General features: G+C 58.9%; 17 protein-coding genes. 10 read left to right on the forward strand and 7 right to left on the reverse strand.

All coding sequences use genetic code 11. The features are described 5' to 3' along the window. The first annotated feature begins 518 nt into the window (after positions 1 to 518). From lon to cmoB, 5 genes are all read left to right on the forward strand, one after another. Positions 519 to 2,936, forward strand: a complete 2,418-nt coding sequence (lon, locus tag ACIF4X_RS09185; RefSeq protein WP_397481865.1) for an endopeptidase La — start codon at positions 519 to 521, stop codon at positions 2,934 to 2,936. A 217-nt stretch (positions 2,937 to 3,153) separates the two neighbouring features. Further along, positions 3,154 to 3,546, forward strand: coding sequence for a protease inhibitor I42 family protein (locus ACIF4X_RS09190; RefSeq protein WP_007916811.1), 393 nt, complete (start codon positions 3,154 to 3,156; stop codon positions 3,544 to 3,546). Between the two features lie 2 nt (positions 3,547 to 3,548). After that, the gene (locus tag ACIF4X_RS09195) at positions 3,549 to 4,184 is read left to right on the forward strand and encodes a lysoplasmalogenase (protein ID WP_397481866.1); all 636 of its coding nucleotides are present in this window, start codon (positions 3,549 to 3,551) and stop codon (positions 4,182 to 4,184) included. A gap of 155 nt (positions 4,185 to 4,339) precedes the next feature. Beyond that, entirely contained in the window at positions 4,340 to 5,119 is a 780-nt protein-coding gene (cmoA, locus tag ACIF4X_RS09200) for a carboxy-S-adenosyl-L-methionine synthase CmoA (RefSeq protein WP_397481867.1), read from the forward strand. Beyond that, positions 5,116 to 6,072: a tRNA 5-methoxyuridine(34)/uridine 5-oxyacetic acid(34) synthase CmoB gene (cmoB, locus tag ACIF4X_RS09205; protein ID WP_397481868.1), complete on the forward strand. Its 957-nt coding sequence runs from the start codon at positions 5,116 to 5,118 to the stop codon at positions 6,070 to 6,072. The genes cmoA and cmoB overlap by 4 nt, the downstream gene beginning before the upstream one ends. Positions 6,073 to 6,327: 255 nt before the next feature. Here the strand turns inward: cmoB and tadA are convergent, their stop codons facing one another. The 7 genes from tadA to treP all read right to left on the reverse strand — a co-directional run bounded on the left by tadA (position 6,328) and on the right by treP (position 15,649). Then, complete coding sequence (gene tadA, locus ACIF4X_RS09210; protein WP_397481869.1) at positions 6,328 to 6,828, reverse strand: tRNA adenosine(34) deaminase TadA; 501 nt, start codon at positions 6,826 to 6,828, stop codon at positions 6,328 to 6,330. After that, positions 6,828 to 8,204 carry a multicopper oxidase family protein gene (locus ACIF4X_RS09215; protein ID WP_397481870.1) on the reverse strand — a complete coding sequence of 459 codons (1,377 nt, stop codon included), beginning with the start codon at positions 8,202 to 8,204 and terminating at the stop codon, positions 6,828 to 6,830. The genes tadA and ACIF4X_RS09215 overlap by 1 nt, the downstream gene beginning before the upstream one ends. 117 nt (positions 8,205 to 8,321) lie before the next feature. Further along, complete coding sequence (locus tag ACIF4X_RS09220; protein WP_397481871.1) at positions 8,322 to 8,612, reverse strand: PTS glucose transporter subunit IIB; 291 nt, start codon at positions 8,610 to 8,612, stop codon at positions 8,322 to 8,324. A gap of 2 nt (positions 8,613 to 8,614) precedes the next feature. Further along, the gene (gene ptsP, locus ACIF4X_RS09225) at positions 8,615 to 11,143 is read right to left on the reverse strand and encodes a phosphoenolpyruvate--protein phosphotransferase (protein ID WP_397481872.1); all 2,529 of its coding nucleotides are present in this window, start codon (positions 11,141 to 11,143) and stop codon (positions 8,615 to 8,617) included. Between the two features lie 62 nt (positions 11,144 to 11,205). Continuing rightward, positions 11,206 to 12,429 (reverse strand): maltoporin, encoded by a 1,224-nt coding sequence (locus ACIF4X_RS09230; RefSeq protein WP_397481873.1) that lies wholly within the window; start codon positions 12,427 to 12,429, stop codon positions 11,206 to 11,208. A gap of 106 nt (positions 12,430 to 12,535) precedes the next feature. Further along, the gene (gene treC / locus ACIF4X_RS09235) at positions 12,536 to 14,185 is read right to left on the reverse strand and encodes an alpha,alpha-phosphotrehalase (protein WP_397481874.1); all 1,650 of its coding nucleotides are present in this window, start codon (positions 14,183 to 14,185) and stop codon (positions 12,536 to 12,538) included. A gap of 21 nt (positions 14,186 to 14,206) precedes the next feature. Further along, positions 14,207 to 15,649: a PTS system trehalose-specific EIIBC component gene (treP, locus tag ACIF4X_RS09240; protein WP_397481875.1), complete on the reverse strand. Its 1,443-nt coding sequence runs from the start codon at positions 15,647 to 15,649 to the stop codon at positions 14,207 to 14,209. Between the two features lie 235 nt (positions 15,650 to 15,884). On the opposite strand from treP, the gene treR reads away from it, so the two are divergent. The 5 genes from treR (at position 15,885) to ACIF4X_RS09265 (ending at position 25,678) form a co-directional block, all read left to right on the forward strand. Then, on the forward strand, positions 15,885 to 16,589 hold the full coding sequence (gene treR, locus ACIF4X_RS09245) for a trehalose operon repressor (RefSeq protein ID WP_397481876.1): 705 nt from the start codon (positions 15,885 to 15,887) through the stop codon (positions 16,587 to 16,589). A gap of 101 nt (positions 16,590 to 16,690) precedes the next feature. After that, positions 16,691 to 19,786 carry a membrane-targeted effector domain-containing toxin gene (locus ACIF4X_RS09250; RefSeq protein WP_397481877.1) on the forward strand — a complete coding sequence of 1,032 codons (3,096 nt, stop codon included), beginning with the start codon at positions 16,691 to 16,693 and terminating at the stop codon, positions 19,784 to 19,786. A 310-nt stretch (positions 19,787 to 20,096) separates the two neighbouring features. Then, a complete protein-coding gene (locus ACIF4X_RS09255) occupies positions 20,097 to 20,828 on the forward strand; it encodes a hypothetical protein (protein WP_397481878.1) in 732 nt (243 codons plus the stop codon). Positions 20,829 to 20,833: 5 nt separating this feature from the next. Next, positions 20,834 to 22,462 (forward strand): hypothetical protein, encoded by a 1,629-nt coding sequence (locus ACIF4X_RS09260; protein WP_397481879.1) that lies wholly within the window; start codon positions 20,834 to 20,836, stop codon positions 22,460 to 22,462. Positions 22,463 to 22,546: 84 nt separating this feature from the next. Next, entirely contained in the window at positions 22,547 to 25,678 is a 3,132-nt protein-coding gene (locus ACIF4X_RS09265; RefSeq protein WP_397481880.1) for a membrane-targeted effector domain-containing toxin, read from the forward strand. The last annotated feature ends 35 nt before the right edge of the window (positions 25,679 to 25,713 follow it).

Below are 25,713 nucleotides of genomic sequence, written 5' to 3' on the forward strand. Positions count from 1 at the left end.
AAAACCAAAGCCGTGCGCGCCCCGCTCTTCACCACTCAATAGGCCGAGTGTCAGCTCGCCTGCTTTTGATCTTGATCTTGATCCACGGGCGACGTCGGAAGGCTGAGTGGAGGGATTGATCCGGGCGTGGGAGCGCAGCGACCGTTTGGCGAAGCCAAACACAGCGAGAGGAGGTGCAGCGAAGCAAACCGGAGACGCTGCGCCCGGATCAATCCCGCAGCGAAGGAACCCCGAGCCCCAGCGAGCGGGCCGCACGCATGAGCAAGCGTTTTTTTGCTTACTTTTTTGAGGCGTTTGTCAAAAAAGTGAGTCGCCGTCAGGGCGAAACCCTAAGCCGCCGTTACCTAAATAACGGATATACACACCGAACACCCCCAACATGGTCGGCCCAAAGGCCGCCAAGCCCAAAGCGTGAACCCTGTCAAAACCCTGAACACACAAGCAGAAACATCCCCCGCCATTGAAACCACCCCAACCCTGCCCCATCTAAGACCCATACCCCATTGCGCAGGTGCCCCATGAGCGACCAGCAAGAATTCCCGGAAAACCCCGACGACTACACCGAAGCCGAACACATCGAACACACCTCCTCCGGCAAAGGCCTCGCCCTGCCCGGCCAGAACCTGCCGGACAAGGTTTACATCATCCCGATCCACAACCGCCCGTTCTTCCCGGCCCAGGTCCTGCCGGTCATCGTCAACGAAGAACCCTGGGCCGAAACCCTCGAACTGGTCAGCAAATCCGAACACCACTCCCTGGCCCTGTTCTTCATGGACACGCCCCAGGAAGACCCGCGCCACTTCGATACCGGCGCCCTGCCGCAATACGGCACCCTGGTCAAAGTCCACCACGCCAGTCGCGAAAACGGCAAACTGCAATTCGTCGCCCAAGGCCTCAGCCGCGTACGCATCAAAACCTGGCTGAAACACCACCGCCCACCATACCTGGTCGAAGTCGAATACCCGCACCAGCCCACCGAGCCGACCGACGAGGTCAAGGCCTACGGCATGGCACTGATCAACGCGATCAAAGAGCTGCTGCCGCTCAACCCGCTGTACAGCGAAGAGCTGAAAAACTACCTCAACCGCTTCAGCCCCAACGACCCGTCGCCACTGACCGACTTCGCCGCCGCCCTGACCTCCGCCACCGGCCCCGAGCTGCAAGGCGTGCTCGACTGCGTGCCGATGCTCAAGCGCATGGAAAAAGTCCTGCCGATGCTGCGCAAGGAAGTCGAAGTCGCGCGCCTGCAAAAAGAGATTTCTGCGGAAGTTAACCGCAAGATCGGCGAGCATCAACGCGAGTTCTTCCTTAAAGAGCAACTCAAGGTCATCCAGCAGGAACTCGGCCTGACCAAGGACGACCGCAGCGCCGACCTCGAACAGTTCGAACAACGCCTGGAAGGCAAAGTCCTGCCGGCGCAGGTGCAGAAACGCCTCGATGAGGAAATGAACAAACTGTCGATCCTCGAGACCGGCTCGCCGGAGTACGCGGTCACCCGCAACTACCTCGACTGGGCGACGTCGGTGCCGTGGGGCGTGTATGGCGAGGACAAACTCGACCTCAAGCACGCGCGCAAAATCCTCGACAAACACCACGCCGGCCTCGATGACATCAAGGATCGCATCCTCGAATTCCTCGCCGTCGGTGCTTATAAAGGTGAGATCAGCGGTTCCATCGTGCTGTTGGTCGGCCCGCCGGGCGTGGGTAAAACCAGCGTCGGCAAATCCATCGCCGAATCCCTCGGCCGGCCGTTCTATCGCTTTAGTCTCGGCGGCATGCGCGACGAAGCCGAGATCAAGGGCCACCGCCGCACCTACATCGGCGCGCAGCCGGGCAAACTCGTGCAGGCGTTGAAAGATGTCGAGGTGATGAACCCGGTGATCATGCTCGACGAGATCGACAAAATGGGCCAAAGCTACCAGGGCGACCCGGCCTCGGCGCTGCTGGAAACCCTCGATCCAGAGCAGAACGTCGAATTCCTCGACCACTACCTCGACCTGCGCATGGACTTGTCGAAAGTCCTGTTCGTCTGCACCGCCAACACACTCGATTCGATCCCGGGCCCACTGCTGGACCGGATGGAAGTGATTCGCCTGTCGGGCTATATCACTGAAGAAAAAGTCGCCATCGCCAAGCGCCACCTGTGGCCGAAACTGCTGGAAAAGGCCGGTGTGTCCAAGGGCAGCCTGAGCATCAGCGACAGCGCGCTCAAAGCCCTGATCGACGGTTATGCCCGTGAAGCCGGCGTGCGCCAGCTGGAAAAACAGATGGGTAAACTGGTGCGCAAAGCGGTGATGAAGCTGATCGACGAGCCGAAAGCGCTGATCAAACTCGGGCCGAAAGACCTCGAAGCGTCACTGGGTCATCCGGTATTCCGCAACGAGCAAGTGCTCTCCGGTACCGGCGTCATCACCGGTCTGGCCTGGACCAGCATGGGCGGCGCGACTCTGCCGATCGAAGCGACGCGAATCCACACGCTCAATCGCGGTTTCAAACTCACCGGGCAACTTGGCGATGTGATGAAGGAATCGGCGGAGATCGCCTACAGCTACGTCAGCTCGCACCTGAAACAATTCGGCGGCGATGCGAAGTTCTTCGACGAAGCCTTCGTCCACCTGCACGTACCGGAAGGCGCGACACCGAAGGACGGCCCGAGCGCCGGCGTGACCATGGCCAGCGCCCTGCTCTCGCTCGCACGTAATCAGCCGCCGAAAAAAGGCGTGGCGATGACCGGCGAGCTGACGCTGACCGGGCATGTGCTGCCGATTGGCGGGGTGCGCGAGAAGGTGATAGCGGCAAGACGGCAGAAGATTTTCGAGCTGATTTTGCCGGAGCCGAATCGGGGTAACTTCGAGGAATTGCCGGATTATCTGAAGGAAGGGATTACTGTGCACTTTGCCAAGAAGTTTGCGGATGTGGCGAAAGTGCTCTTCTAACAATCATGTAGTGCCTGCTGTACCGCAATCGCTGGCAAGCCAGCTCCCACAGTGTCCGATGTGTTCACAAATCCTGTGATCACCACAGAACCTTGTGGGAGCTGGCTTGCCAGCGATGGCGTCAGTGCCGACAACACTGGACTCCCTGACTGTCACACTTTGTCTCATCTTCAGTTATGCTCGCCGTTCGTCGTGAACACCCGGAGCCGCTGACCTTATGTCCCCCACTCGCCTGTTTCTCCCCCTCGCCCTTTCGTTGCTGGCCGCGTGTGCCACGCAACCAAAACACAACGTGACCGTGGAAAAACAAAGCGAATGCCCCGTCCGGCTCACGAACGGGCAAAACCTCATCATCATGCTGCCAAGCAACCCGACCACGGGTTATCGCTGGGCCATTCAGGATTCCGCTGGCGGCGTACTCCGCGCACTCAGCCCCGAGGTCTACAGCAATCCGGAAGATGCCGGCGTGGTCGGCGCAGCGGGTTTGTCGACCTGGCGCTTTCAGGCCTTTGCCCCCGGCACCGGGCGCCTGCGTCTGACTTCGCAACAGCCGTGGGCACCGGAAGTGTTGCCAGTGGAAACCTTTGACTGCGCCATTTCGGTGAATTGATCGTGGGCTGGCTGATTCTGGCGCTGATGGGCGCGGTGACGTTTCTCTACGGCGTCAGCACGCATGCGGCGCTGCTGTGCTTGTTGGTTAAGCCGTTGCCGGTGCTCGCGTTGCTTGGCTGGCTGCATGATGCGCCACCCAGCGAATACCGGCGCTGGATCAGTCTCGGGCTGATTTTCTCGCTGCTGGGTGATGTGTTGCTGGCGTGGCCGGGCGACCTGTTTGTATTCGGCCTCGGCGCGTTTCTGGTCGCACATCTGGCTTATCTGAAGGCTTATCTGAGTGACTGCAAGCGTCTGGCGATATTGCCGCTGGTGCTTGCCCTCGCCGTCGGTGCGGTGCTGCTGGGGCTGCTGATATCCAGCGGTCTGGGGCCGTTGCTGGTGCCAGTGATCGTCTACGGCACGGCCATCAGCGCGATGCTCTGGCGCGCACTCGCACGCCTCGGCACCGACGTGCCCAAGCGTTCGGCGTTGCTGGCGGCGGGCGGTGCGCTGGCATTCGTGTTCTCTGACAGCGTGATCGGCATTGATCGCTTTGTATCGCCATTCCACGCCGCACCGTACGTCATCATTCTCAGCTACTGGCTAGGCCAGTGGGGCATCGCCGCCTCCGCGTTCTCCCAGACCAAACGCTAACCCTTGTGGCGAGGGAGCTCGCTCCCACAAGGACACCGCGATCACCTGTGGGAGCGAGCCTGCTCGCGAAAGCAATATCCCTGACAGCGATGATTCCAGCACCGTTGCGCCGCTTTATCTGACAACCCGCGCATCCCCGCGCCACTTTGGCTAAAATGCCGGCCTTTTCCACCGACACCGCCGGAACCGCCGTGAGCAAAGAACCCGATCGCATTTTCGCCAAGCCTTTGGCCCAGGTACCCGACTTCGCCTTCAACGAAGACGTGGTGCGGGTGTTCCCGGACATGATCAAGCGCTCGGTGCCGGGTTACCCGACCATCGTCGAAAACCTCGGCGTGCTCGCCGCGCAGTTCGCTCAGCCGAACAGCGTGCTCTACGATCTTGGCTCATCCTTGGGCGCGGTGACTCAAGCGTTGCGCCGTCACGTGCGCACCGACGGCTGCCGGGTGATCGCTGTGGATAACTCTGCTGCGATGGTCGAGCGCTGCCGCGAATACCTCAACGGTCAGGACTCGATGTCCCAGGAGTTGCTGCCGGTGGACGTGATCGAAGGCGACATCCTTGCCCTTGAGTTTCAGCCAGCCTCGGTGGTGGCGCTGAACTTCACCCTGCAATTCATCGCCCCGGATCAGCGCACCGCGTTGCTCGCGCGCATTCGCCAATCGCTGCTGCCGGGCGGCGCGCTGATTCTGTCGGAGAAGCTGCGCTTCAACGATGCCGAAGAACACGAATTGCTCACCGACCTGCACGTCGCCTTCAAACGCGCCAACGGCTACAGCGAACTGGAAATCGCCCAGAAGCGCAGCGCCATCGAAAACGTCATGAAGCCCGACAGCCTCGAAGAACACCGCGAACGCCTGTTGGCCGCCGGGTTCTCGAAAGTCGTGCCGTGGTTCCAGTGTCTTAACTTTGCCTCGTTGATTGCCTTGCCATGATTGATCTGTCCCCCCTCGCCCGCCGTCTGGCCGGCACACCGCTGGCCGAATGGGCCAATACCCTGCAGCGTCAACTCGACAAGAAAATGGAGAAGGGCCACGGCGATCTGGAGCGCTGGCAAAGTGCGCTCGACGCGCTGCCGAAGATCCAGCCGAGCGAAGTCGACCTGCTCAATGGCCTGAAACTCGACACCGAGTGCGACGATGAAACCCGCGCGCAGATGCACACCGCGTTGATGGGCCTGTCGCCGTGGCGCAAAGGTCCGTTCGATCTGTTTGGCGTGCACGTTGACACCGAATGGCGTTCGGACTGGAAATGGTCGCGCGTCGCTCCGCATCTGGATCTGAAGGGCAAACGCATCCTCGATGTCGGCTGCGGCAACGGTTACTACATGTGGCGCATGCTCGGTGCCGGCGCGAACAGCGTGATTGGCGTTGATCCAAACTGGCTGTTTTTCTGCCAGTTCCAGGCGGTACAGCGTTATCTGTCAGAGCCGAACGCGTGGCATTTGCCATTCCCGTTTGAAGACCTGCCGCCGAATCTGGAAGGGTTCGACACGGTGTTTTCCATGGGCGTGTTCTATCACCGTCGCTCGCCGATCGAACATTTGCTGGCGCTGAAGGATTGCCTGGTCAAGGGCGGTGAACTGGTGCTGGAAACGCTGGTGGTGGAAGGCGACAAGCATCAGGTGCTGGTGCCGGAAGATCGTTATGCGCAGATGCGTAACGTGTGGTTCCTGCCGTCGGTGCCGGCGCTGGAATTGTGGTTGCGTCGTGCGGGGTTCAGCGATATTCGTTGCGTGGATGTGAGCACAACCACGGTTGAAGAGCAGCGTGGTACGGAGTGGATGAAGTATCAGTCGCTGAGCGACTTTCTTGATCCCGAGGATCACAGCAAAACCATCGAAGGATTGCCAGCGCCGATGCGCGCGGTGATTGTCGCCAGAAAGTAATCCAGCCTCGCAGGCATCGCGGTGAGGCCACCCCTCACCCCGGCCCTCTCCCCAGGGAGAGGGAGCTGATCTTTGGGCTTTTCAAAACTTGAGTTCGGCTCGATATCCTGGTCGCCACATCACCTCCGTCAGTCCCCTTTCGCAGGGATGAGAGCCGATCTTTGGGCTTTTCTAAACTTGAGTTCAACTCGATAACTCAGGTCGGCGGACCTCGCCCATCCAATCCGGTCAGTCCCCTCTCCCTTTGGGAGAGGGTTAGGGTGAGGGGCTTTTCGCTCTTCGGGCGCGGAAGAATTCGGTCAACACCGCGCCACACTCCTCCGCCAACACCCCGCCTTCATACAACACCCGGTGATTCAAAAAGCCCTGGGTAAAAAACTGCCCCTGACTCTGCACAATCCCCGCTTTGGGCTCCAACGCGCCATAAACCACCCGCGCCACCCGCGAATGCACGATCAAGCCCGCGCACATGCTGCACGGTTCCAGCGTCACATACAGCGTGCTGCCCGGCAGCCGATAGTTATCCACCGCCTGCGCCGCCGCGCGAATGGCGACCATTTCTGCATGAGCACTCGGGTCGCTGGTACTGATCGGGCAATTGAAGCCACGACCGATGATCTCGCCGTCCTGCACCAGCACTGCGCCCACCGGCACTTCGCCGAGCGCTGCGCCTTGTGCGGCGAGTGTCAGGGCTTCAAGCATGAAGTCGCGGTCTCGGCTGCGATCAATGATTGCCGCGGGGCGAATCTGGCGCATCACTTCACCTCGATGGCGGCCATCAGGCCGGTTTCCATGTGGTCGATCACGTGGCAGTGGAACATCCACACCCCCGGATTATCGGCCACCAGCGCCACTTGCGCGCGCTCGTTCTTGCCCAGCAGATAGGTGTCGGTGAAGTACGGAATGATCTTGTGCCGGTTCGACGCGATCACCTTGAAGCTCATGCCGTGCAAATGGATCGGGTGCTGATACTGGGTCATGTTCTTCAATTCGAAGATGTAGCTCTGCCCCAGTTTCAGACTGGCAATCGGTCGGTCGGCGCAAGTCTTGTCGGTGATGTCCCAGGCCTTGCCGTTGATCTGCCACAGGCTCGGCGGCCTGCCGTTGTCGACGTTGACCGACACCGAGCCGACCCATTCGAAATTGAAGTTGAGTTTCTCGGCATTGGCCAGATCCGGCTCGGCCACCGGGTTCGCGGGTAAGGCTTTCGGCCAGTCGGTCGGTGCATCGTTGTTGGCCACCGAACGCAGCGTGCCGAGACGTACCGGGCCATTGCGCAGCGACAATTCTTCGCCCGCCGCCGGTGCCTTGATCGCCAGACAAATGCGCATGCCCGGGCCGAGCCAGTATTCCTTGCCCAGCGGCCGTGGCTCGACCGGATTGCCGTCCAGCGCATAGATCTGCGCTTCGACGCCGGGAATGTTAATGCGGTAAGTCAGCGTGTTGTCGAGGTTGAGCAACCGTACCCGGGTGATCTGCCCAGCCGGCAATTCGATCACTGGCGATGGCACGCCGTTGATGGTCGACAACCGCCCCACCGTGCCGCCACGCGCTGCTTCACGGGGAATGCTGAACTCGACGAAATTGCCTTCGTCATCGATGTGCCAGTTTTTCAGGCTCAAGGTTTTTTCGTACTTGAAACCGGTGGGCTCGCGCTCTTCGATGATCAGCGGCCCGACCAGCCCGCGCCCGAGTTCTTCGCTGCTGCTGACGTGCGGGTGATACCAATAGCTGCCGGCGTCCGGCACGCGGAATTTGTAATCGAAGTATTCACCCGGCAACACCGGCAATTGCGAGACGTACGGCACGCCGTCCATTTCCAACGGCAGACGAATGCCGTGCCAGTGAATGGTCGTTGCAACCGGCAAGTGGTTGATGAAGCGCACCCGCAGCCATTCGCCCTGGCGCACACGCAACTCGGTGCCCGGCGCCGACGGGCCGAAGGCCCAGGCCTCGGTCTTGTGCCCCGGCACCAGCTCGACGTCCAGTGGTGCGGCGATCAGTTCATAGTCGTGACCCGCCTCGGCGTCGGCCATTTTTCCAAGCCAATAACGCGACGCGCCCCCCGCCCCGACACCAACGACAACAAGACCGGCCAGGCCACCGAGGATTTGGCGACGGGTAAAGGACATGAACTCAACTACCTCACGTATCAGCGGCAGGCCCTGAAGGCCTGCAAAAGGCGAATACGATACACCTGCGGTTGAGAAACAGTAAGGGCGACCTGAGGCCGCACGCCACCTGTCGGCTTAAGGCCGCAGCCCGATAATCAAGTGCACCACACCCTCCGCCAAGGGCATCACACCCGCGACACCGGCGGCGCTCAACGCGTGTTGGTCCAGGTGCGACACATCACGCAACACTACCCGCACCCTCGTCAATGCCAGCGGTTGCTGGGACTCGAGGTTATCCACACCTCCCAGTGCCGCGACAATTTCGCCGCTCAATCCGTTGGTCGGCTCGGCCGCTGCTGCGGGAGTATCCACCACCAGATCCGGAGTCAGGGCCTTCCAGAATGCCTTCTGCAATTGATCGAACATGTTCAGTTCTCCAGAACCCGTAAAGTATCGACGGTGGCCTCATGAAAGCGCTGCAACGCCTCACGCACCTGCCCGGCGCTTTCCAGACCAAGTACCTGTTGCGCGATGCGCTGACAATCCGCCAGCGCCAGTTCGCGCACCGTTGCCTTGACCGGCGCAATCATCGGCACGCTCACCGACAGTTCATCCACGCCCAACCCCAACAACAGCGGCACCGCCAGACGTTCAGAGGCCATCGCCCCGCACACGCCAACCCATTTGCCATGGGCGTGCGCGGCCTTCACGGTCATGGCGATCAGGCGCAATACCGAGGGATGAAAACTGTCCGCCTGACTGGCCAGGCGCGGGTGATCGCGATCCATCGCCAGGGTGTACTGCGTCAGGTCATTGGTGCCAATCGAGAAGAAATCCACCAGCGGCGCAAACAGATCCGCCATCAACGCCGCCGCCGGCACTTCGATCATGATCCCCAGTTTCGGCCGTTGCGTTAGCCCCTGCGCGAGGATTTCCTCGTCGAGCATCTGCCGCGCCAGACGCAGCTCCGACAGCTGCGTGACCATCGGCAACATGATGTGCAAACGCGTCAGATCACAGCAGCCGAGCATGGCCCGGAACTGCTCACGCAACAGCTGCGGACGCTCCAGGCACAAACGAATGCCGCGCACGCCAAGGAACGGGTTGGTTTCGCTGTCCATCGGCACGTAGGCCAGCGGTTTGTCGCCGCCGACATCGAGGGTGCGCACCACCAGATTGTGCGCAGGTCCGACACAGCGAGCGATGGCGCTGTAAGTGGCGACCTGTTCGTCATGGCTCGGCGCGTGGTTGCGGCCCAGGTAGAGAAATTCTGAACGCAGCAAGCCGACGCCCGCGCCCCCCGAAGCCATGGCCTGCTCCGTTTCAGACAAAGAGGCGACGTTGGCCGACACCTCGACGTGATGGCCGTCACGGGTGCGCGCCGCGAGCGTTGCGTTGGCCAGGTCATGTTCATGGCGTTGGCGCTGTTGCGCGTGGCGAGCCTGCCACTGGCCGACGGCCGCAGGGTCGGGATGTACATGCAACTCCCCCTTGTCGGCATCGAGCAATATTGGAGTGCCGTTGCTCAGTGCGAGCATCTGCACCGGCACCCCGCAGATCGACGGCAGACCACAGGCACGGGCGAGTATCGCCACGTGACTGGTCGCGCCGCCCCCGACCGTAGCGAAGCCCAGCACCTTGCTGGTATCGATGCCGGCGGTCTGCGACGGCGTCAGTTGATCGGCGATCAGAATGCATCCATGCGGCAACTCCAGCGCGTGCTCGCCAATACCCAGCAGCAGTTTGAGGACGCGACGCCCGACATCGGTCAGATCCGCCGCCCGTTCAGCCAGAAGCGTACTGCCCAGTTGCCGAAACATCGTCGCTGTTTCTTCAGTCGCCGCACGCCAGGCGAACGCCGCGCTTTTGCCCTCGTCGATCAACGCTTGAGCCTGATCGAGCAGTCCCGGATCTTCGAGCAGTTGCTGATGGGCCTTGAAGATCTCGGCTTCGGCCTCGCCAACGGCGGTATCACACAAATGCTGCAAGGCCAGATCGGCTTCGATCAGGGCATTGGCGAGAGCTTCGCGCTCGACGTCCGCTGCGCCGCCGAATTCGCTGACGTCGAAGACCGGCTCGCTGATCTGCAGCACTTGGCCCAACGCCGAACCGGGTGATGCACAGATGCCCCGCAGAAGCGTCAGCGCCTCCGTGACGACGACCTCGGCGGGCGCTACTGCCGTAACCGTTTCACCGCAGCCCTCGGTTAACAACCGGGTCAGTGCGTCGATTGCAGCGTCAGCGTCTTCGCCCACCGCACTGAGCTGCACACTGTCGCCAAACGCGGTCTGCAACGCCATGATCGCCACCAGGGATTTGGCGTTGGCTTGAGTCTGCTGTTTATGCAGGTAAATCTTTGCCGAGAAACCCTTCGCCGCTTGCGCGAACACTGCCGCCGGGCGCGCGTGCAGACCATTGGGGTTAGGCAGTTTCAACGATCGTGAGAAAATGACCTGACCTTCTGCCGCGACGGCTTCCTCGCTGAATGCCTGCGCGCTGGCGAGTTCAAGCAACGGCTGGCCGCGTTCGACCCGTCCGCTCGACGCGACCAGCCAGGTAAACGGCTCACCGCTGACCACCAACATCAACGTCATCAGGCTGCGCGCATGTCGGGCAATGTAATCGGCGTCGAACTCGATCAGCGCCTGACCGGCGGCAACCCGCTGCCCCTCTTCGATCAGAGGAGTGAAACCTTGCCCGCCGAGGTTCACCGTATCGAGGCCGATGTGCATCAACAGCTGCACGCCATTGTCATCGGTGATACTCACGGCATGCCCGCTGGCCTGCACGTTACTGATGACCCCGGCCAAAGGCGCGCATAAGGTCGACGAGGTCGGGTCGATGCACAGACCGTCGCCGATCACGCGCCCGGAAAACACCGGATCGGGCACCTCGTCCAGCGCCATCAGGACACCGGACAAGGGAGCCAGCAGTTGCAAGGGTTGGGGTGTGGCCATGATGTCACCTGCAGTTTTATGCTTTGAAGTGCCCATGGAGCGCGACGCTCCATCAGCATCGCTTATTTCCACCAGTATTCGACCTGCAATCCGACATTCGCACCGTGGCGAGCGGTGCCGAATGCACCGGTATCGGAAAGAGCCGAGCCTTTGGCCAATTGGTTGGCCGCACGTTTGGCCGCTTCGTTCCAGGTGGCGTACGTGTAATACAGACGCACTTCGGGACGCGCCCAGAACTCGGGGCCTTTAGGCGACCAGGTCGGGGCAAACGTGAACTTGCTCAGCTTGCGCGTGCCGCCCGGCGCTTCGACTTGATCGTGACCCAGTTCGGTGACCAGTTTGAAGTGTTCGCTGAGCGCGTAGGCAGGCCGCACTCCCAACGAGATCCAGTTCTGATCGGCACCGTCCGGGCGAATGTCTTTCTGATACACCGCCTCGACCTGACCGCCAAAGCGCGGCGTCACCTGCCAGTCGAAAAACTCGACGATCCGGTAACTTTTATTGCTGTCGTCCAGTTTGACGTTACCGGTATAACCCAGCCCAGTGCCCGGCCCTTCACCGTATTGCAGCGCCAGTTTGTTCTTGCCGCCGAGAAAATCCTTTTGCACATGTTGCGTGGTGATCGCCCAGCCACGGTGAGCATCGCGGCTGTCGGGTTTGTCGATGTAGCTCAAACCGAACTCCAGCTCACCGCCAGGGTTGGTCTTGAACCCGGCGACGTTGAAGTCATGCCGATTGATGTAGTCCTTCTGGTACAGGTTGTCCTTGCGCGAAAAGGCGTAGCTGTACTTCAGGTCGCCGATCAATACGTCTTCGACCCCGCCACCGGTGGCGCTCTGGTTCCAGTAATAGAAATCGGAAATATGGATGTCGTTACGTTTGTAGTAACGACGCCCGGCCCACAGAGAGCCACCATTGAGCGCGGGCATCGCCGACCACTGTGCGTAGGCTTGCGGCAAGCGAATCGAACCATTGTCGTCTTTGAACGTGGGGCTGCGGTCGTAGCGGTTATACAGCGAGGCCATGCCATCGACACTCAGGACGGAACCGTCGTCGAGGGTGTACAGGTCTTGACGCAACTCCAGCTCACCGTACTGCTCGCATTCGTTACCCAAGCGATATTTGGTCTGGGCGCCGGGTAACTGGAAGCACGACTGACCGCTGCTGTTGACCGACGTGCCGACACCGCTGCGCAAGTAGCCGGCAAACTCCAGCGCTTGGGACGTTGGCGGCAAGGCCAGGCAAAAACCTGCGACTGCAAGGCTGCGATTTATTGTTGTTTTCATAAGCCACCCCATTGTTTTTATTGTCTGGTTGCATGAATTCGGCGCGCAAAAATCCCCCGCGCAGTGCTCTGCGTGTTTTTTAAAAGCTGGTTTTTCTAGTTAAAGGTCAGGGATCGATCAGGTGCAGAACGAATGACTCGTAAGGCCGCAACGTCACCTGCCACGTGCGCAACGGACCTTCCGGATAATTGCTGATCAACTGGCGCTGGCGCATCGACTCGCTGATGACCGTCGAAGGCAATTCCACCTCACAGCTTGTCCCGTAGAAGTTGTTCACCACCAACAAACGCTCGGCGACACCTTCACGCACATACGCCCAGACCTGCGGATGTTCGGGCAGCAATTGTCGGTACAACCCTTCGGTGATCAGCGACTCGCGGCGACGCAATGCGATCAGACTGCGATAGTGATGCAGCACCGAGTCCGGGTCGTCGAACTGCTTGGCGACGTTGATCTGCGCGGCATTGGCCGGCACTCCGATCCACGGTTCGACGCTGCTGAAACCGGCGTTCGGTCCAGCGTCCCAATGCATCGGTGTGCGGCCGTTATCACGGGATTTCTGCATGATTGCCGCCATGTTGTCGGCATCACTGCTGCCGGCTTCGCGCTTGAGGCGAAAGATGTTCAGCGTCTCGACATCGCGATAATGCTCGATCGATTCGAACCCCGGATTGGTCATGCCCAACTCTTCACCCTGATACACGAACGGCGTGCCCTGCAGAAAATGCAGCGCAGTGCCGAGCATCTTCGCCGAGCGTTCGCGATACTCGCCGTCGTTGCCGAAGCGCGAGACCACGCGCGGTTGATCGTGGTTACACCAGAACAGCGCGTTCCAGCCGCCACCGGCCTGCATGCCGGTCTGCCAGTCGGACAGGATTTTCTTGAGCTGAAGGAAATCGAAGTCGGCGCGCACCCACTTCTGCAGGTTCGGATAATCGACTTTCAGGTGATGAAAGTTGAAGGTCATCGACAGTTCTTTCGACTGCGGATTGGAATAGCGAATGCAGTGTTCGAGGCTGGTCGATGACATCTCGCCGACATTGATCAGGTCGTGCCCTTCGAAGACTTCGCGGTGCATCTGCTGCAAGTACGCGTGGACATTCGGCCCATCGGTATAAAAGCGTCGGCCATCGCTGCTGTCTTCGGGAAAGTCCTCTGGCTTGGAGATCAGATTGATCACGTCCAGACGAAAACCACCCACGCCCTTGTCCCGCCAGAACTGCATCATCCGGAACACTTCGGCGCGTACCTCGGGATTGTCCCAATTCAGGTCAGCCTGAGTGTGGTCGAACAGGTGCAGGTAATACTGACCGGTCTGGGCTTCGTACTCCCAGGCGGAACCGCCAAACTTGGATTCCCAGTTGTTCGGCTGATCTCGCCAGATGTAGAAGTCACGGTAAGGGTTGTCGAGGCTGCTGCGCGCCTGCTGGAACCATACGTGTTCGATCGAGGTGTGATTGACCACGATGTCGAGCATCAGCTTGATTCCGCGCTTGCCCGCTTCGGCGATCAACAGTTCGCAGTCGGCCATGCTGCCGTAGCTCGGGTCGATGGCGTAGTAATCGCTGATGTCATAGCCGTTGTCGCGTTGCGGCGATCGCAGGAATGGCGTGATCCACAAGCAGTCGACACCTAGCCATTGCAAGTAGTCGAGCTTGGCGACAATACCGAGCAGATCACCTGTCGGGTTGCCGGCGTGGCTATGAAAGCTCTTCGGATAGACCTGGTAGATCACCGAACGTTGCCAGTCTTGCATGGCACAACTCCTTCAATAATGTCAGGCAACCCGATAACCGGGCCGGACAATCTTCATGCTCAATGCACAGGTCAGAACAAACGGCACGAGCATGGCAATCAGCATCCCCAGCACAAACATCGGGATGTACTGCGGAATAATCGAGATAAACCCTGGCAGGCCACCGACGCCGATGGCCGAGGCCTGAACCTTGTTCAACGACAGGAACACACAGCCCAGCGCCGAGCCAGTCAGCGCGGCATAGAACGGAAACTTGTAACGCAGGTTGACGCCGAACATCGCCGGCTCGGTGATACCGAAGTAGGCGGAAATCGCCGAGGTCGACGCCATGCTCTTGTCCCGCGCATTACGGGTCATCCAGAACACCGCCAAAGCAGCACTGCCCTGAGCGAGGTTGGACATGACGATCATCGGCCAGATGAAGGTGCCGCCCTGGGTCGAGATCAATTGCAGGTCGACGGCGAGAAACATGTGATGCATCCCGGTGATCACCAGCGGCGCATAGAGCAGACCGAAAATCGCGCCACCCACCATCGGTGCCAGATCAAACAGCATGACCAGCCCTTCGGTAATGAAGATGCCGATGTGGCGGGTCACCGGCCCGATCACCGCCAGCGCCAGCACGCCCGTAACGACGATGGTGGTGATCGGCACCACAAGCAATTGAATGGCGTTGGGCACGCGCGCCCGCAGCCATTTTTCGATGACGCTCATCACATAGGCGGCCAGCAGAATCGGCAGGATCTGCCCCTGATAACCGACCTTTTCCACCTGGAACAACCCGAGAATGTCGAAGTACGGCAGATGCTGCCCGTCCAGCCCGGCCACGGCCTTGCCGTAGTTCCAGGCGTTGAGCAGATCGGGGTGCACCAGCATCAGGCCGAGCACGATGCCGAGGATCTCGCTGCCGCCAAAGCGTTTGGCCGCCGACCAGCCCACCAGTGCAGGCAGAAACACGAACGAGGTGTTGGCCATCAGATTGATCAGGCTCCAGAGCCCGTCGAGTTTCGGGTAAGCATCGAGCAGGGTCTGCCCGTCAATGAACATGCCTTTGGCACCCAGCAGATTGTTGATGCCCATTAGCAGGCCGGCAATGATCAGCGCGGGCAGGATCGGCATGAACACATCGGAAAACACTCGCACCAGACGCTGCATGGCGTTGATCTTTTCGGCGCTTTTCTGTTTGACGTCAGCGATGGTCGACGCCGCCAGACCGGTCTGGCGACGCAATTCGGCATAGACCTTTTCCACCTCGCCCGGACCGATCACCACCTGATACAGACCGCCGGTGAAAAACGAGCCTTTGACCAGGTCGATCTGGTTCAGCGTGGCGCTGTCGACCAGGCTTGGGTCCTTCAGGGCCAGCCGCAACCGCGTGACGCAATGGGCGGCCTGTTCGAGGTTGTCACTGCCGCCGAGGCTTTGCAGCAACTGCCTCGCGATATTCGGATAGTCGTGGCTCATGCTAGTTCTTCCGCTATGGATTGTTGTTATTGGCAGCACGCCGAAGCGAAAAATACTCGTCTGTACGAGTTAATGCAACAACTCGTACAGACGAGTTTGTTTATGTATATTCCCGCCAGACCGAAGACGAATTTTCCTACCCTGCCTTAGGGTGATTTCCATCGTCCACATGGACAAAGCCCTACCCTGGCCTTAAGGTTCGAAGCTTTGAGCACAGTCGGCACCGAGCCTACCCATGAGCAAATACAACCAGATCTATAGCGATCTGCTGGCCAGCATCACGACTGAGCGCCTGGAGCGCGGCGCCCGCCTGCCTTCCGAAACCGAACTGATGGACAGCTATCAGGCCAGCCGCGGCACGGTGCGCAAGGCGATCGAACTGCTTCAGGAACGCGGCTTTGCACAGAAGGTCCACGGTAAAGGCACCTTCGTGCTTTCCACCAATCCGATCGAGTTTCAGCTCGGCGGCATCGTCAGTTTCCAGGAGACCTACCCGCGCCTGGGCAACGACGTCAGCACCGAAGTGGTCGAACTGAGCGAGATCCCGCTCGAAGGCGCCCTGCTCGAGCACATCCATGCCGAACCCGGCAGCCTTATCACGCGAATCAAGCGCGTGCGGCGGATCGACGGCAAACGGGTCATCCTCGACATCAACCACTTCGTCAGCGAAGTGATTCCCGGGCTGTCCCTCGATATCGCCGAGCAATCGATCTATGCGCATATCGAACAGACCCTGCAATTACAGATTGCCTACGCCCAACGCACCATCGAAGCGGTGCCGCGCAGCAAGGACGATCAACTGCACCTGGACCTCGACGGGCAGAGCCATGTGATCGTGGTCAGCAACCAGACCTTCCTTCAGGACGGTCGTCAGTTCGAGTACACCGAATCGCGGCACACCCTCGACAAGTTCTACTTTTCCGACGTGGCACGGCGCTGACCCCGGCACATTTCCAACGATCATGTGCGGTACATATGTAGTGCACTCCCCTTGAGCGAATCGGCCATGCTCGGCCTTCATTTCTCAAGGATGGAGAAAGCATGTACGCCACCCAACCAAGCCCTCTACCGAACGCGGCAGACAAGGCGGCTCTGAAACGAATCGCCTATACCGTCGTGCAGAACTGCCCCGGCCTGCAGGACGCAGCACGTGAAGCAGCCCGTGATCTGCTGGAAGCCAAAGGCCTGTCGAGCCTCGACCCGGACCAGGTTTATTTCCATCGCTTCAAGACCGCCCAGAGCAGCACTCGCTCGTTTACTGGCTGGGAGCACATCCGCGAAAAACCCTACGAATCGATGACTCTGACACAGTTGGTGATTCATCGTTTCCGTGCCACCGACCAGGACAACGCCGATCTTCTCGATCTGTACGGCGGCTTCTACAGCGAAGGTCCGCAGGGAGAGAATTTCGACGAAAAAAACCAGGTGCGCCTGCATGGCGATGAAGTCTTGAAGGCGTTCTGGAACCTCGATTTCAGCGGGCACTACACCGCGATCCTGACGGATTTCTGGAACAGCCACGCCGACGATTTCCGCACATTGGCCAAATGCAATTTCCTCAGCCGTGCGGTGCAGGCTCTGGACCTTGGGCAACTCACCGGCCGCGACTTCCAATGGCTGGTGAACTCGGTGGTGGGGCCTGTCAGCTGGCCGATCACCCTGAGCACGCTGCAAGCGAGTCACACGCCAACGGGGGATGTTTGCGCCTTCGACATTGACGGGCATGTCGCCACCCAACTGCTACGCATCGTCGACCCCGGCGGTCGACAGATTGTCTATATACCCACTGAAACCAATGCGTTCGTGATCAAGGAAACCGCAGCCGACCTGCATTGGTGGCTGCTGGATCAAATGAATGATGCGAAACGCCGCCAAGCCTTTATGGATCATTTTTCCCTCGCCGATCGTCAGCACATGACTGAGAACATCACTGATCTGATGAATCGGCTGGTGGGCACCTGGGGCCGGGCCGACCATCACCTGATCAATCGTACGAACCTGGTGCTGACTGATGATGCATTCAGTTGGCTGCGCGACTCGACACGTCAGGCGATGTTCGCAGAAGCTCACCTGTTCCTGACGTCCAATGGCGATCTGCGTAAAAAACTCTGGATCGGCTATCTGAGTGCGGGTCTCAAGGTGTTTGGCCCGATGGCCACGGTCGGTTGGCCACTGGCGTTGCCGGTGATTGGCGCCACCGTTGCGAGCATGGGGCTGAATATCGATCAGGCACAAAACGGCAAGAGCAACGCCGAACGCAAGGCCGGCGTGCTGGGTGCGGTCTTGAGTGGCATCAACCTGTTATTCAACCTTCCATTGCTGATCGGCACCGGGCCGATGCTGGAGATTGGCGCCGAGGTCGAGGCGGCAGAGGCCGCAGAAATGGCCGAGTACAGCGAAGCCTTGAGTTCTGACGCCGAGGCCGACAACCCACTGCAGATCATGGTGCCGGACGATATCGACATCACCGTACCGAATCTTGATGAAACAATGCTGGTTCCAGCGCAGAACACCCCACCGCCACCGGTGCCCGAACGTTATCAATGCAACGAGCTGCTCGATGGCACGGCACTCGGCGAGGAGTCCGGGAGGTTCCAGGGTATCTACCGTCTCGACGCTGACCCGCCCTACGCCGTTCTGATGAATGACGCGCCGTACTACGTGCGCTACTTCGCCAACGCTCGCGGCAGTGGCGACTGGGCAATCGTTGACCCCGAGCGTCCCAACCAGCTCGTCCACGCCTTGCCGATCCGCCTCAATGGCGAAGGTGAATGGGAGCGAATGCCCGCACTGGGCCTCAAGGGAGGCGGCCAGTGCATAGGGAAGCAATGCGCACCGGATATCGAACTCGACACCTTCGAACCTGCATCACCCGAGACACCCGCTGAGCCGGCGGACGAACCGCAACCGTCGACATCGCGGCCCCCGCGTCCGGTGACCAGCGCCTACGACATCGATCCGCCCGTGCGGCGTTCGATTAAAAGCTGGGCGTTGAACCTCAACGAAACCCATGCCCAGTTGCAGCCCGACGGTGCCGGCGGTTTTGGCATGGACGACCCGTTCGAGTTGTATGCCGCCGTTAAGCGCCAACTCCTGCAGATTTCGGCCCGGGGCTTTTTCAAGAACCTGCCGTGGGTCATCCAGCCCGCGCGTCCGGCAATGCCCGAAATCAGCCGTTTGATGCCACTGACCGATCTCGTCGATGGGATTTTCGAAAGTGCCTCAGGGCTGGTGGTGGGAGAAACCCTTGATCGCATCGCCAGCCTGCGTTTTCTGATTGAAAGCATGCCGGCGCTCGCCCGCCACGCGAAAACCCTCTACATGCGCGGGCTGCTCAGTGACTTCGCTCAGGTTGAACTGAACCGTTACTTCACCAGCGGCAATATGACCGTGGATTTACGCACTTATCTGACCAGTCTCGGCACCGATCCTGGCGGTCGATTCAACCCTCTGGAACTGGTCCAGGTTGCGCGAGCGAACGGGGTTCGGGTCCAGGCGATCGACTGCGCCGCGAGCTATAAAATGCGAACGCCGCTGCCCTCCGTCGACGAACAGATGATGAGCACCTATCTGACAAACGACATCATGACCGGTGACGTCTACCTCAACAGCCCGCAGAAATGGATCGTCGTGACGGATGCTCATAACACCAACACCTTCAGAGGACTGCTGGGTCTCAGTGAGTTGAAGGGAGGAATCGGCCTGCGAATCGATGAAGTCGGCGCCGGTGCAGAGCTGGGGGTGGATGTCGATCCGGGCATTGAAGTCCCACGCGGCAGCTCCCCCGGTGGCACTGTCAGGCAAGGAAACCCGGACCTTCTGCGCGCCGACTTGCGTTTGAAAGTTCAGGCCCCCGAAGTGACCTGGACCGAGGATACGCTGGAGAATCTTTTGTACAGGCGTGGCATGTATCTGTTTGAAAAAGCGGGCGACAGCTACACGCTGATCCACCGCAGCAAACAGGGCATGCTCCAGCGCACTCCGATCATTCGATTGAGTGACGGCAAGGTCTCCCTTCACCGACCGGCATGGCAGCGGGTGAATGACATCGAGTTCGCCAACCTGAAGGATATGTCTCAACGTTTGTCCGATACCGGGCTGATATTGCGTAGCCGGATCCCTGATGGCCGATCATAGATGAACGCCGCAAACACAAATCTGAGCGGTTCAGCAATGAACACTACCGAACCAGGGACGACTTACGCACCAATGTGCTTGACTACATCGAAATGTGTCTACAATTCCAGACGCTGACAATCAACTACCGGCTATATTTCCCCAGTGCAGTTTGCACAATCAAGATGCGCCCAAGGGAAGTGCCCTTGGGCGTAGGTGAAGGTATAAAGTTATCGTTGCTGTTTTTTAGTGAATCGCACGCTACGCATGTATGTCTGAAGCGCGCTGGTCAACGCTAAAAATATATTTCCACTTCGACCGGTAGGGCACGATGCTGATCCTCCGTACAGAACAGATGGACGCTTTCTCCCAGCGCATGCTCACCTCGTTCGAGAACGAGATGCTAGCAAACAGCCAGCAATACTATCCCGAATTATGCGAGAACGTGGGAGAACACCAGCTGCGGCTGTTCGTGCGTTCAGCGATGGAACGTGCCGGCAACTTTGGCCTCAGCGCGCGCGGCCCCGTGCGCCTGTTCATCGAAATGAGTTTGTTGTGCGGATCGTCTTTCGATACAGATCCGCAATACCCGTGGGCTGGAGCGATTTTGCGCAATGGCAAACCGCAAATGGAGCGTGCCGACGCACTGTATTGGGCTATCGTCGATTATCAGAAACACCTGCCTCCGCCGGATGGCACGCGACTGGGAGCATCATTGAAGCAAGCGCAAATGCAGATGCTGACGAGTTTCGGAACCGACCTTGAGCAGGGCACGTCATGCCTGAGTACAGCGATTCGGCACGTGTGGCCGGAGAAGGTCGCCTATGTGGGCACAAGCAACCTCAATGTACTGATTCGAGCCATGCTCAACACTGCACGTACCAGGTCCATTGTCGACGCCGACGCTCATTTGCTACTGCTTACCCTGATGCTGGTTTGTGGCCATGGATGCTTCGATGATCCGCTGTATCCATGGTTATCCAAAGCATTGTGCCCTGCTGCTCTGCAGGACGCCGCGCTCACTTGGTTTGACGACGTTCTCTCCGCACAGCTAGCCGGATAACACCGATGCCACCGAAAAAACAACACAAGCACCCGACCGAACAGTGCGGCAGTAAAAAGATCGTCGCTACCGTCGCGCCCTGCTCGGCTCCGCTCTACTGTTTCCGCGACGCCGATGAAATGGAAAGGGCGCGCAAATTCGGCATCTTTCACAAGAGAATGAAGGACTGGATCGTCCAGGAGCTCGATGAGCTGATGCAAACAATCGACAACGCCACCACCAATATTGAGGCGATTCGTCTGCTTGCATCTGTTGAAAACGCCGTGACGGACGATGCCATCCACGCTATTGCAAAGACAACCCACGCCTTCATACAGACTGAGCATCTGCAGATGTTCACACTGGACGCAAATCGCGTCTGCGTAAGATCGGACTACCCGTGTGCTGAATATTGGGCAAGGAAATATGGATATCACCTGACCAAGGCGGACAACCTGGCTGGAATTGCCCAGGCGGGCCTGAGCCCCAAAGCCGGTGCTTCCGACCGTGGCAGCGTTGCAATGAGTACAGCCAGTCAACTGAATGGGTCGATCCAAACGTCGACCAATGTCATAGCGTACGGTTTGTGCCCCGGGGTGTTCCGGACCTACATCAACCAATTTGCCGATCGGCGGCAGATGATTTCCGGCGCTCCAGCCGGATTGCGACCAGTAATGTTGCGTTTTCGGATGAGTGAAGAGGTCGTAGAAAAATCCGACTATGACTTCATGGATGGCAAAGCACTCAATACCACAGCCTCAATCCCGCCCGCAGATATCGAAGTGCTGACTGACAACGGCTGGCTGCGCATCGATAAATTTTGCGCGCACGAAAATATGACACCCGAATTGCGGCAGGAAGAAACAAGGCCTGCGCTGGCATGGAAAGAGCCCACTGCCATTTTCACGTACGAACAAATGGAAGACGCTGGTATCAATATTTTCGACAACCCGATTCATCTTGCCACCTACATATCGGATGTGCGCCACCTAACCCGTCTCATCGGCGTGTACAACAAAAATTCCGCCGATCTGAAGTACACCTTTCGCGGCGCAACCCTACAAACTTCCGGCCACCGCAAAGAGTGGGAATACGCTTTCAGTTACCAGCCAATCAATGGGAAAGCCACCTCGAAGCCTTGGTTAGACAGCCGGACGCTTGCGTACCAAACCCGCTTCTTCGCGCCTGCCCAACCCAAAGCGACCCAGGAATTTGAACGACCGAGCGCGAAGGTGCCGAGCATAGATAAGGTGCAGAGGGAGACCCTAGAGGGTTTTGATGAAGGCACGGCGTCGGGAGAGGGTAACAACTGTCTTTTATCGACCCTGTACCAGCTGTTCCACAATACACGCGTCGAAAATGAGCAAGCGGTCGCCACCATGCGCCAGGGACTGGTGAGCGTTGGTCATGCCGCGGACGGGAATATGATCGATATTTATGGGGGGGCGGGACAACAATTGGCAAACGACCTGGGCCTCCGGATCCGGGTGATCCAAAAATTGGATAACGGCCAACTGATCTCCCATCCCCTCCTGGGTCAGCAAGGCCGAATAGTATGGATCTCACATAACCAAAATCACTTCACGCCATTATGGCCAAAAGAGATACACGAAATTGTTTCACCAGGAAGTGGCGATCAGAAAGAGGCTCAATAGGGGCAATCTGCGGTAGCCGGCTACTGCACTGCCCTTGAGCGAATCGGTCATGCTCGGTCTTTGTTTCTCAAGGATGAAGAACCCATGACCTCTCCCGAACGACGTCTCCTGCCAAACGCGGCGGACAAAACCGCCCTCAAAGCCATTGCCACGACTATCGTGCAGACCTGCCCGAGTCTGGACGACGCAGCCCGTCAAGTCGCCAACGAAATCCTGGCGGACAAAGGACTGTCCGACCTCGATCCCGACCGGGTTTATTTCCACCGTTTCAAAACGGCGCAGAGCAGTACGCTGACCTTCACGGGTTGGGAACATTCGCTGGAAAAACCTTACGAAACGCTGACCCTCACGCAGTTGGTAATCCATCGCTTTCGCGCGACCGATCAGGACAACGCAGATCTGCTTGGCCTTTACTGTGGCTTCTACTCGGATGGCCCGGAGGCGGAAAACTTCAATCAGCGCAATGAAGTGCGGTTGCTTGGCAGCGATGTGCTGAACGCATTCTGGGACGTCGACTTCAGTACGCGCTACACAGGTCAGCTGACGACATTCTGGCAAACCTCGTCGGATAACTTCCGCGCCCTGGCAAAGTGCAACTTTCTCAGTCTGGCGGTGCAGGCGCTGCAACAGGGGGACCTTGATGGCACTGATTTTCAGCGCATTGTCGGCTCGGTAATCGGGGCCGTCACCTGGCCCGTTACCCTGCAAATGCTGCAAGCGTTACACCCGGTCGGTGCTGAAGTGCGAGCGCTGGATCTCGACGGCCACGTAGCTTCCAATGTGCTGCGTCTGGTGGAAGGCAGTGGCCGCCAGACTTTGTACTTGCCGGGCGAAGCCCAGGCATTCCTCTTGATGGACAATGAAGCGGATCTGCATTGGTGGCTGCTTGAGCAGATGAATTCAGACGACAAGCGTACGGCGTTTCTCAAGCATTTCCCGTTGGCTGACCGCCATCACCTGACCGAAAACCTCACCGATCTGATGAACCGCCTGGTGAGCACCTGGGGCCACAGCGATCACCGAATGATCAATCGCAGCAACGTCGCGATCAGCGGTGACGCATTCACTTGGTTGAGCGAGTCGACACGCAGGCGGATGGTTGCCGAAGCGAACCTGGTGCTCACGTCCAACAGTGACCTGCGCAAAAAACTCTGGATCGGTTATTTGAGTGCCGGTCTGAAAGTATTCGGACCGATGGCAGCGGTGGGCTGGCCTGTGGCGTTGCCTTTGATTGGCGCCAGCATCGCGAACATGGGATTGAACATCGATCAGGCCATCAACGGCACTACGCCAACCGAACGCAAAGCCGGGGTCACCGGCGCGGTGCTCAATGCGATCGACATTGTCTTCAACATTCCGTTTCTGATCAGCACTGGCGCGCAACTTGAAGTGGGCCCGCAGGTGGAGTTTGCCGAAGCTGAAGAAATGCGCGGGTTGATCGAGTTCACTTCGCCTGACGCGCAGTTCTTGCCGCTTCAGGATCAACCGCCAGTCACGGCGGTTGATCCTGAAGCGTCCGTTGAGCTGGCAAACGAAATCCCCACCGAGACGCCCATCGCATCCACCCGGCAGTTGGCCACGGCTACAGCGGGCCAAGGTTCGTCCTTTCCAAGTATTCCTGGCAAATATCGATGCAACGAGTTACTTGCCCACCGTCCTGTAGAGGCAGCGCCAGGCAAATATGAGGGCGTCTATCGCTTGGACAAGGAGCCAGGCTACGCCATCGAAATGGAGGATGCGGCGTACTACGTGCGCTACTTTGCCGACTCCGAAGACGCTGGCAACTGGGCCATCGTCGATCCCGAGCGACCCAATCAGTTTGCGTACTCGTTGCCAGTACGCTTCAGTAGCAGCGGCAAGTGGGAACGCATACCCGCGCTGCGTCTCAGGGGAGGCGGCCAATGCGTGGGCAAGGCCTGCTTCCTGGACCCCGCCCCGTCCTCGGCCCCGGCGTCATCAACCCCGTCAGCGGAGCTTCCCCTCGTCGAACCGGTTTCACCGGTTGCGCGACCGCTGCGTCTGATTACACAACTCAACGACATCGCCGGAATGGACATGGCGAAAATGAAAAGGTGGGCTATGAATCTGCCCGAGACTTTCGCAGAACTCTCCAGTGCAAACCGCAGTAAACCATCAACTGCCGACACGTATGCGGCCTATTTCCGCGACAGACGCACGTCTCTGATGAACGAGGCCAAAGAGTATTACTCAGAGCTGAACTGGACCAACCTGCCCCCCCGGCCAGTCATCCCGCCAATCGATCCCGAGATGCAGACGGCTGAGTTGATTGATCGCATCTTCGCCAATACCGATGGGCTGGTCGTCGGCGAAACCCTTGATCGCATCGCCAGCATGCGTTTCATGATCGACAACATGCCGGCGTTCGCACGGCATATCGACACACTCTACGTACGGGGCTTGCTGAGTGATTTTGCCCAGGCAGATCTCAACGACTTTTACCTGTCGGGAGAGATGTCAGAGGATCTTCGAGGCTACTTGTCCAGCCTCGGTACCGACCCTGATGACCGATTCAACATCCTCGAACTGATCAAGACGGCCCAGGCCAATGGCATCCGCACCCAAGGTCTTGAACTCGCGCACAGTTACAAACTGAAGGTACCGCTGACTTCGATCGAAGAGCAGATGATCCACGCCCGGCTCGCCTCGCAAATCATGTGGGGTGACGAGCTCCTCAACAGACCAGGTAAATGGGTTGCCCTGGTCGAGGCAACGAACACCAATACCTTCAGAAATCTGCCAGGCATCAGCGAACTCAGGGGCGCCATCGGTTTGCGGATCGAAGAAGCGGTGTCCACCGAAGTGGCCGGCATCGGAATTGACCCGGGTCTGGAAGTCGCTCGGGGCCCGTTTGATAACGGGGCAACGACGCGCAACTCATCCGACTTTCTATTCGCGGATCTGCGCGTGCAGATCGAAACACCTGTGCCGCAGTGGACTGAAGCAACGGTGAATACACTGCTGAATCGCAACGGCATGTTCATGTTCGAAAAAACCCAGAATGCCTACACGCTCCTGCGGCGCGACAGCTCCAGCAATATTGTGCGAACAGTGGTGAATTGCAGAAGGGATGGTCAGGTTTACATCTGGGCACAGTCGATGCCGCGGATCAGCGGCATTATGTTCCGTGACATCGGCGCGTTATCCCAGCGCCTGATAGAGATCGGCTTGACCCTGCAAAGTCGCTTGCCCAGCTAACTGTTTTCAGGGCATGAAACGAAAAAACCCTTGGC

Source organism: Pseudomonas sp. NPDC085632, assembly GCF_044541255.1.
Taxonomy (GTDB): domain Bacteria; phylum Pseudomonadota; class Gammaproteobacteria; order Pseudomonadales; family Pseudomonadaceae; genus Aquipseudomonas.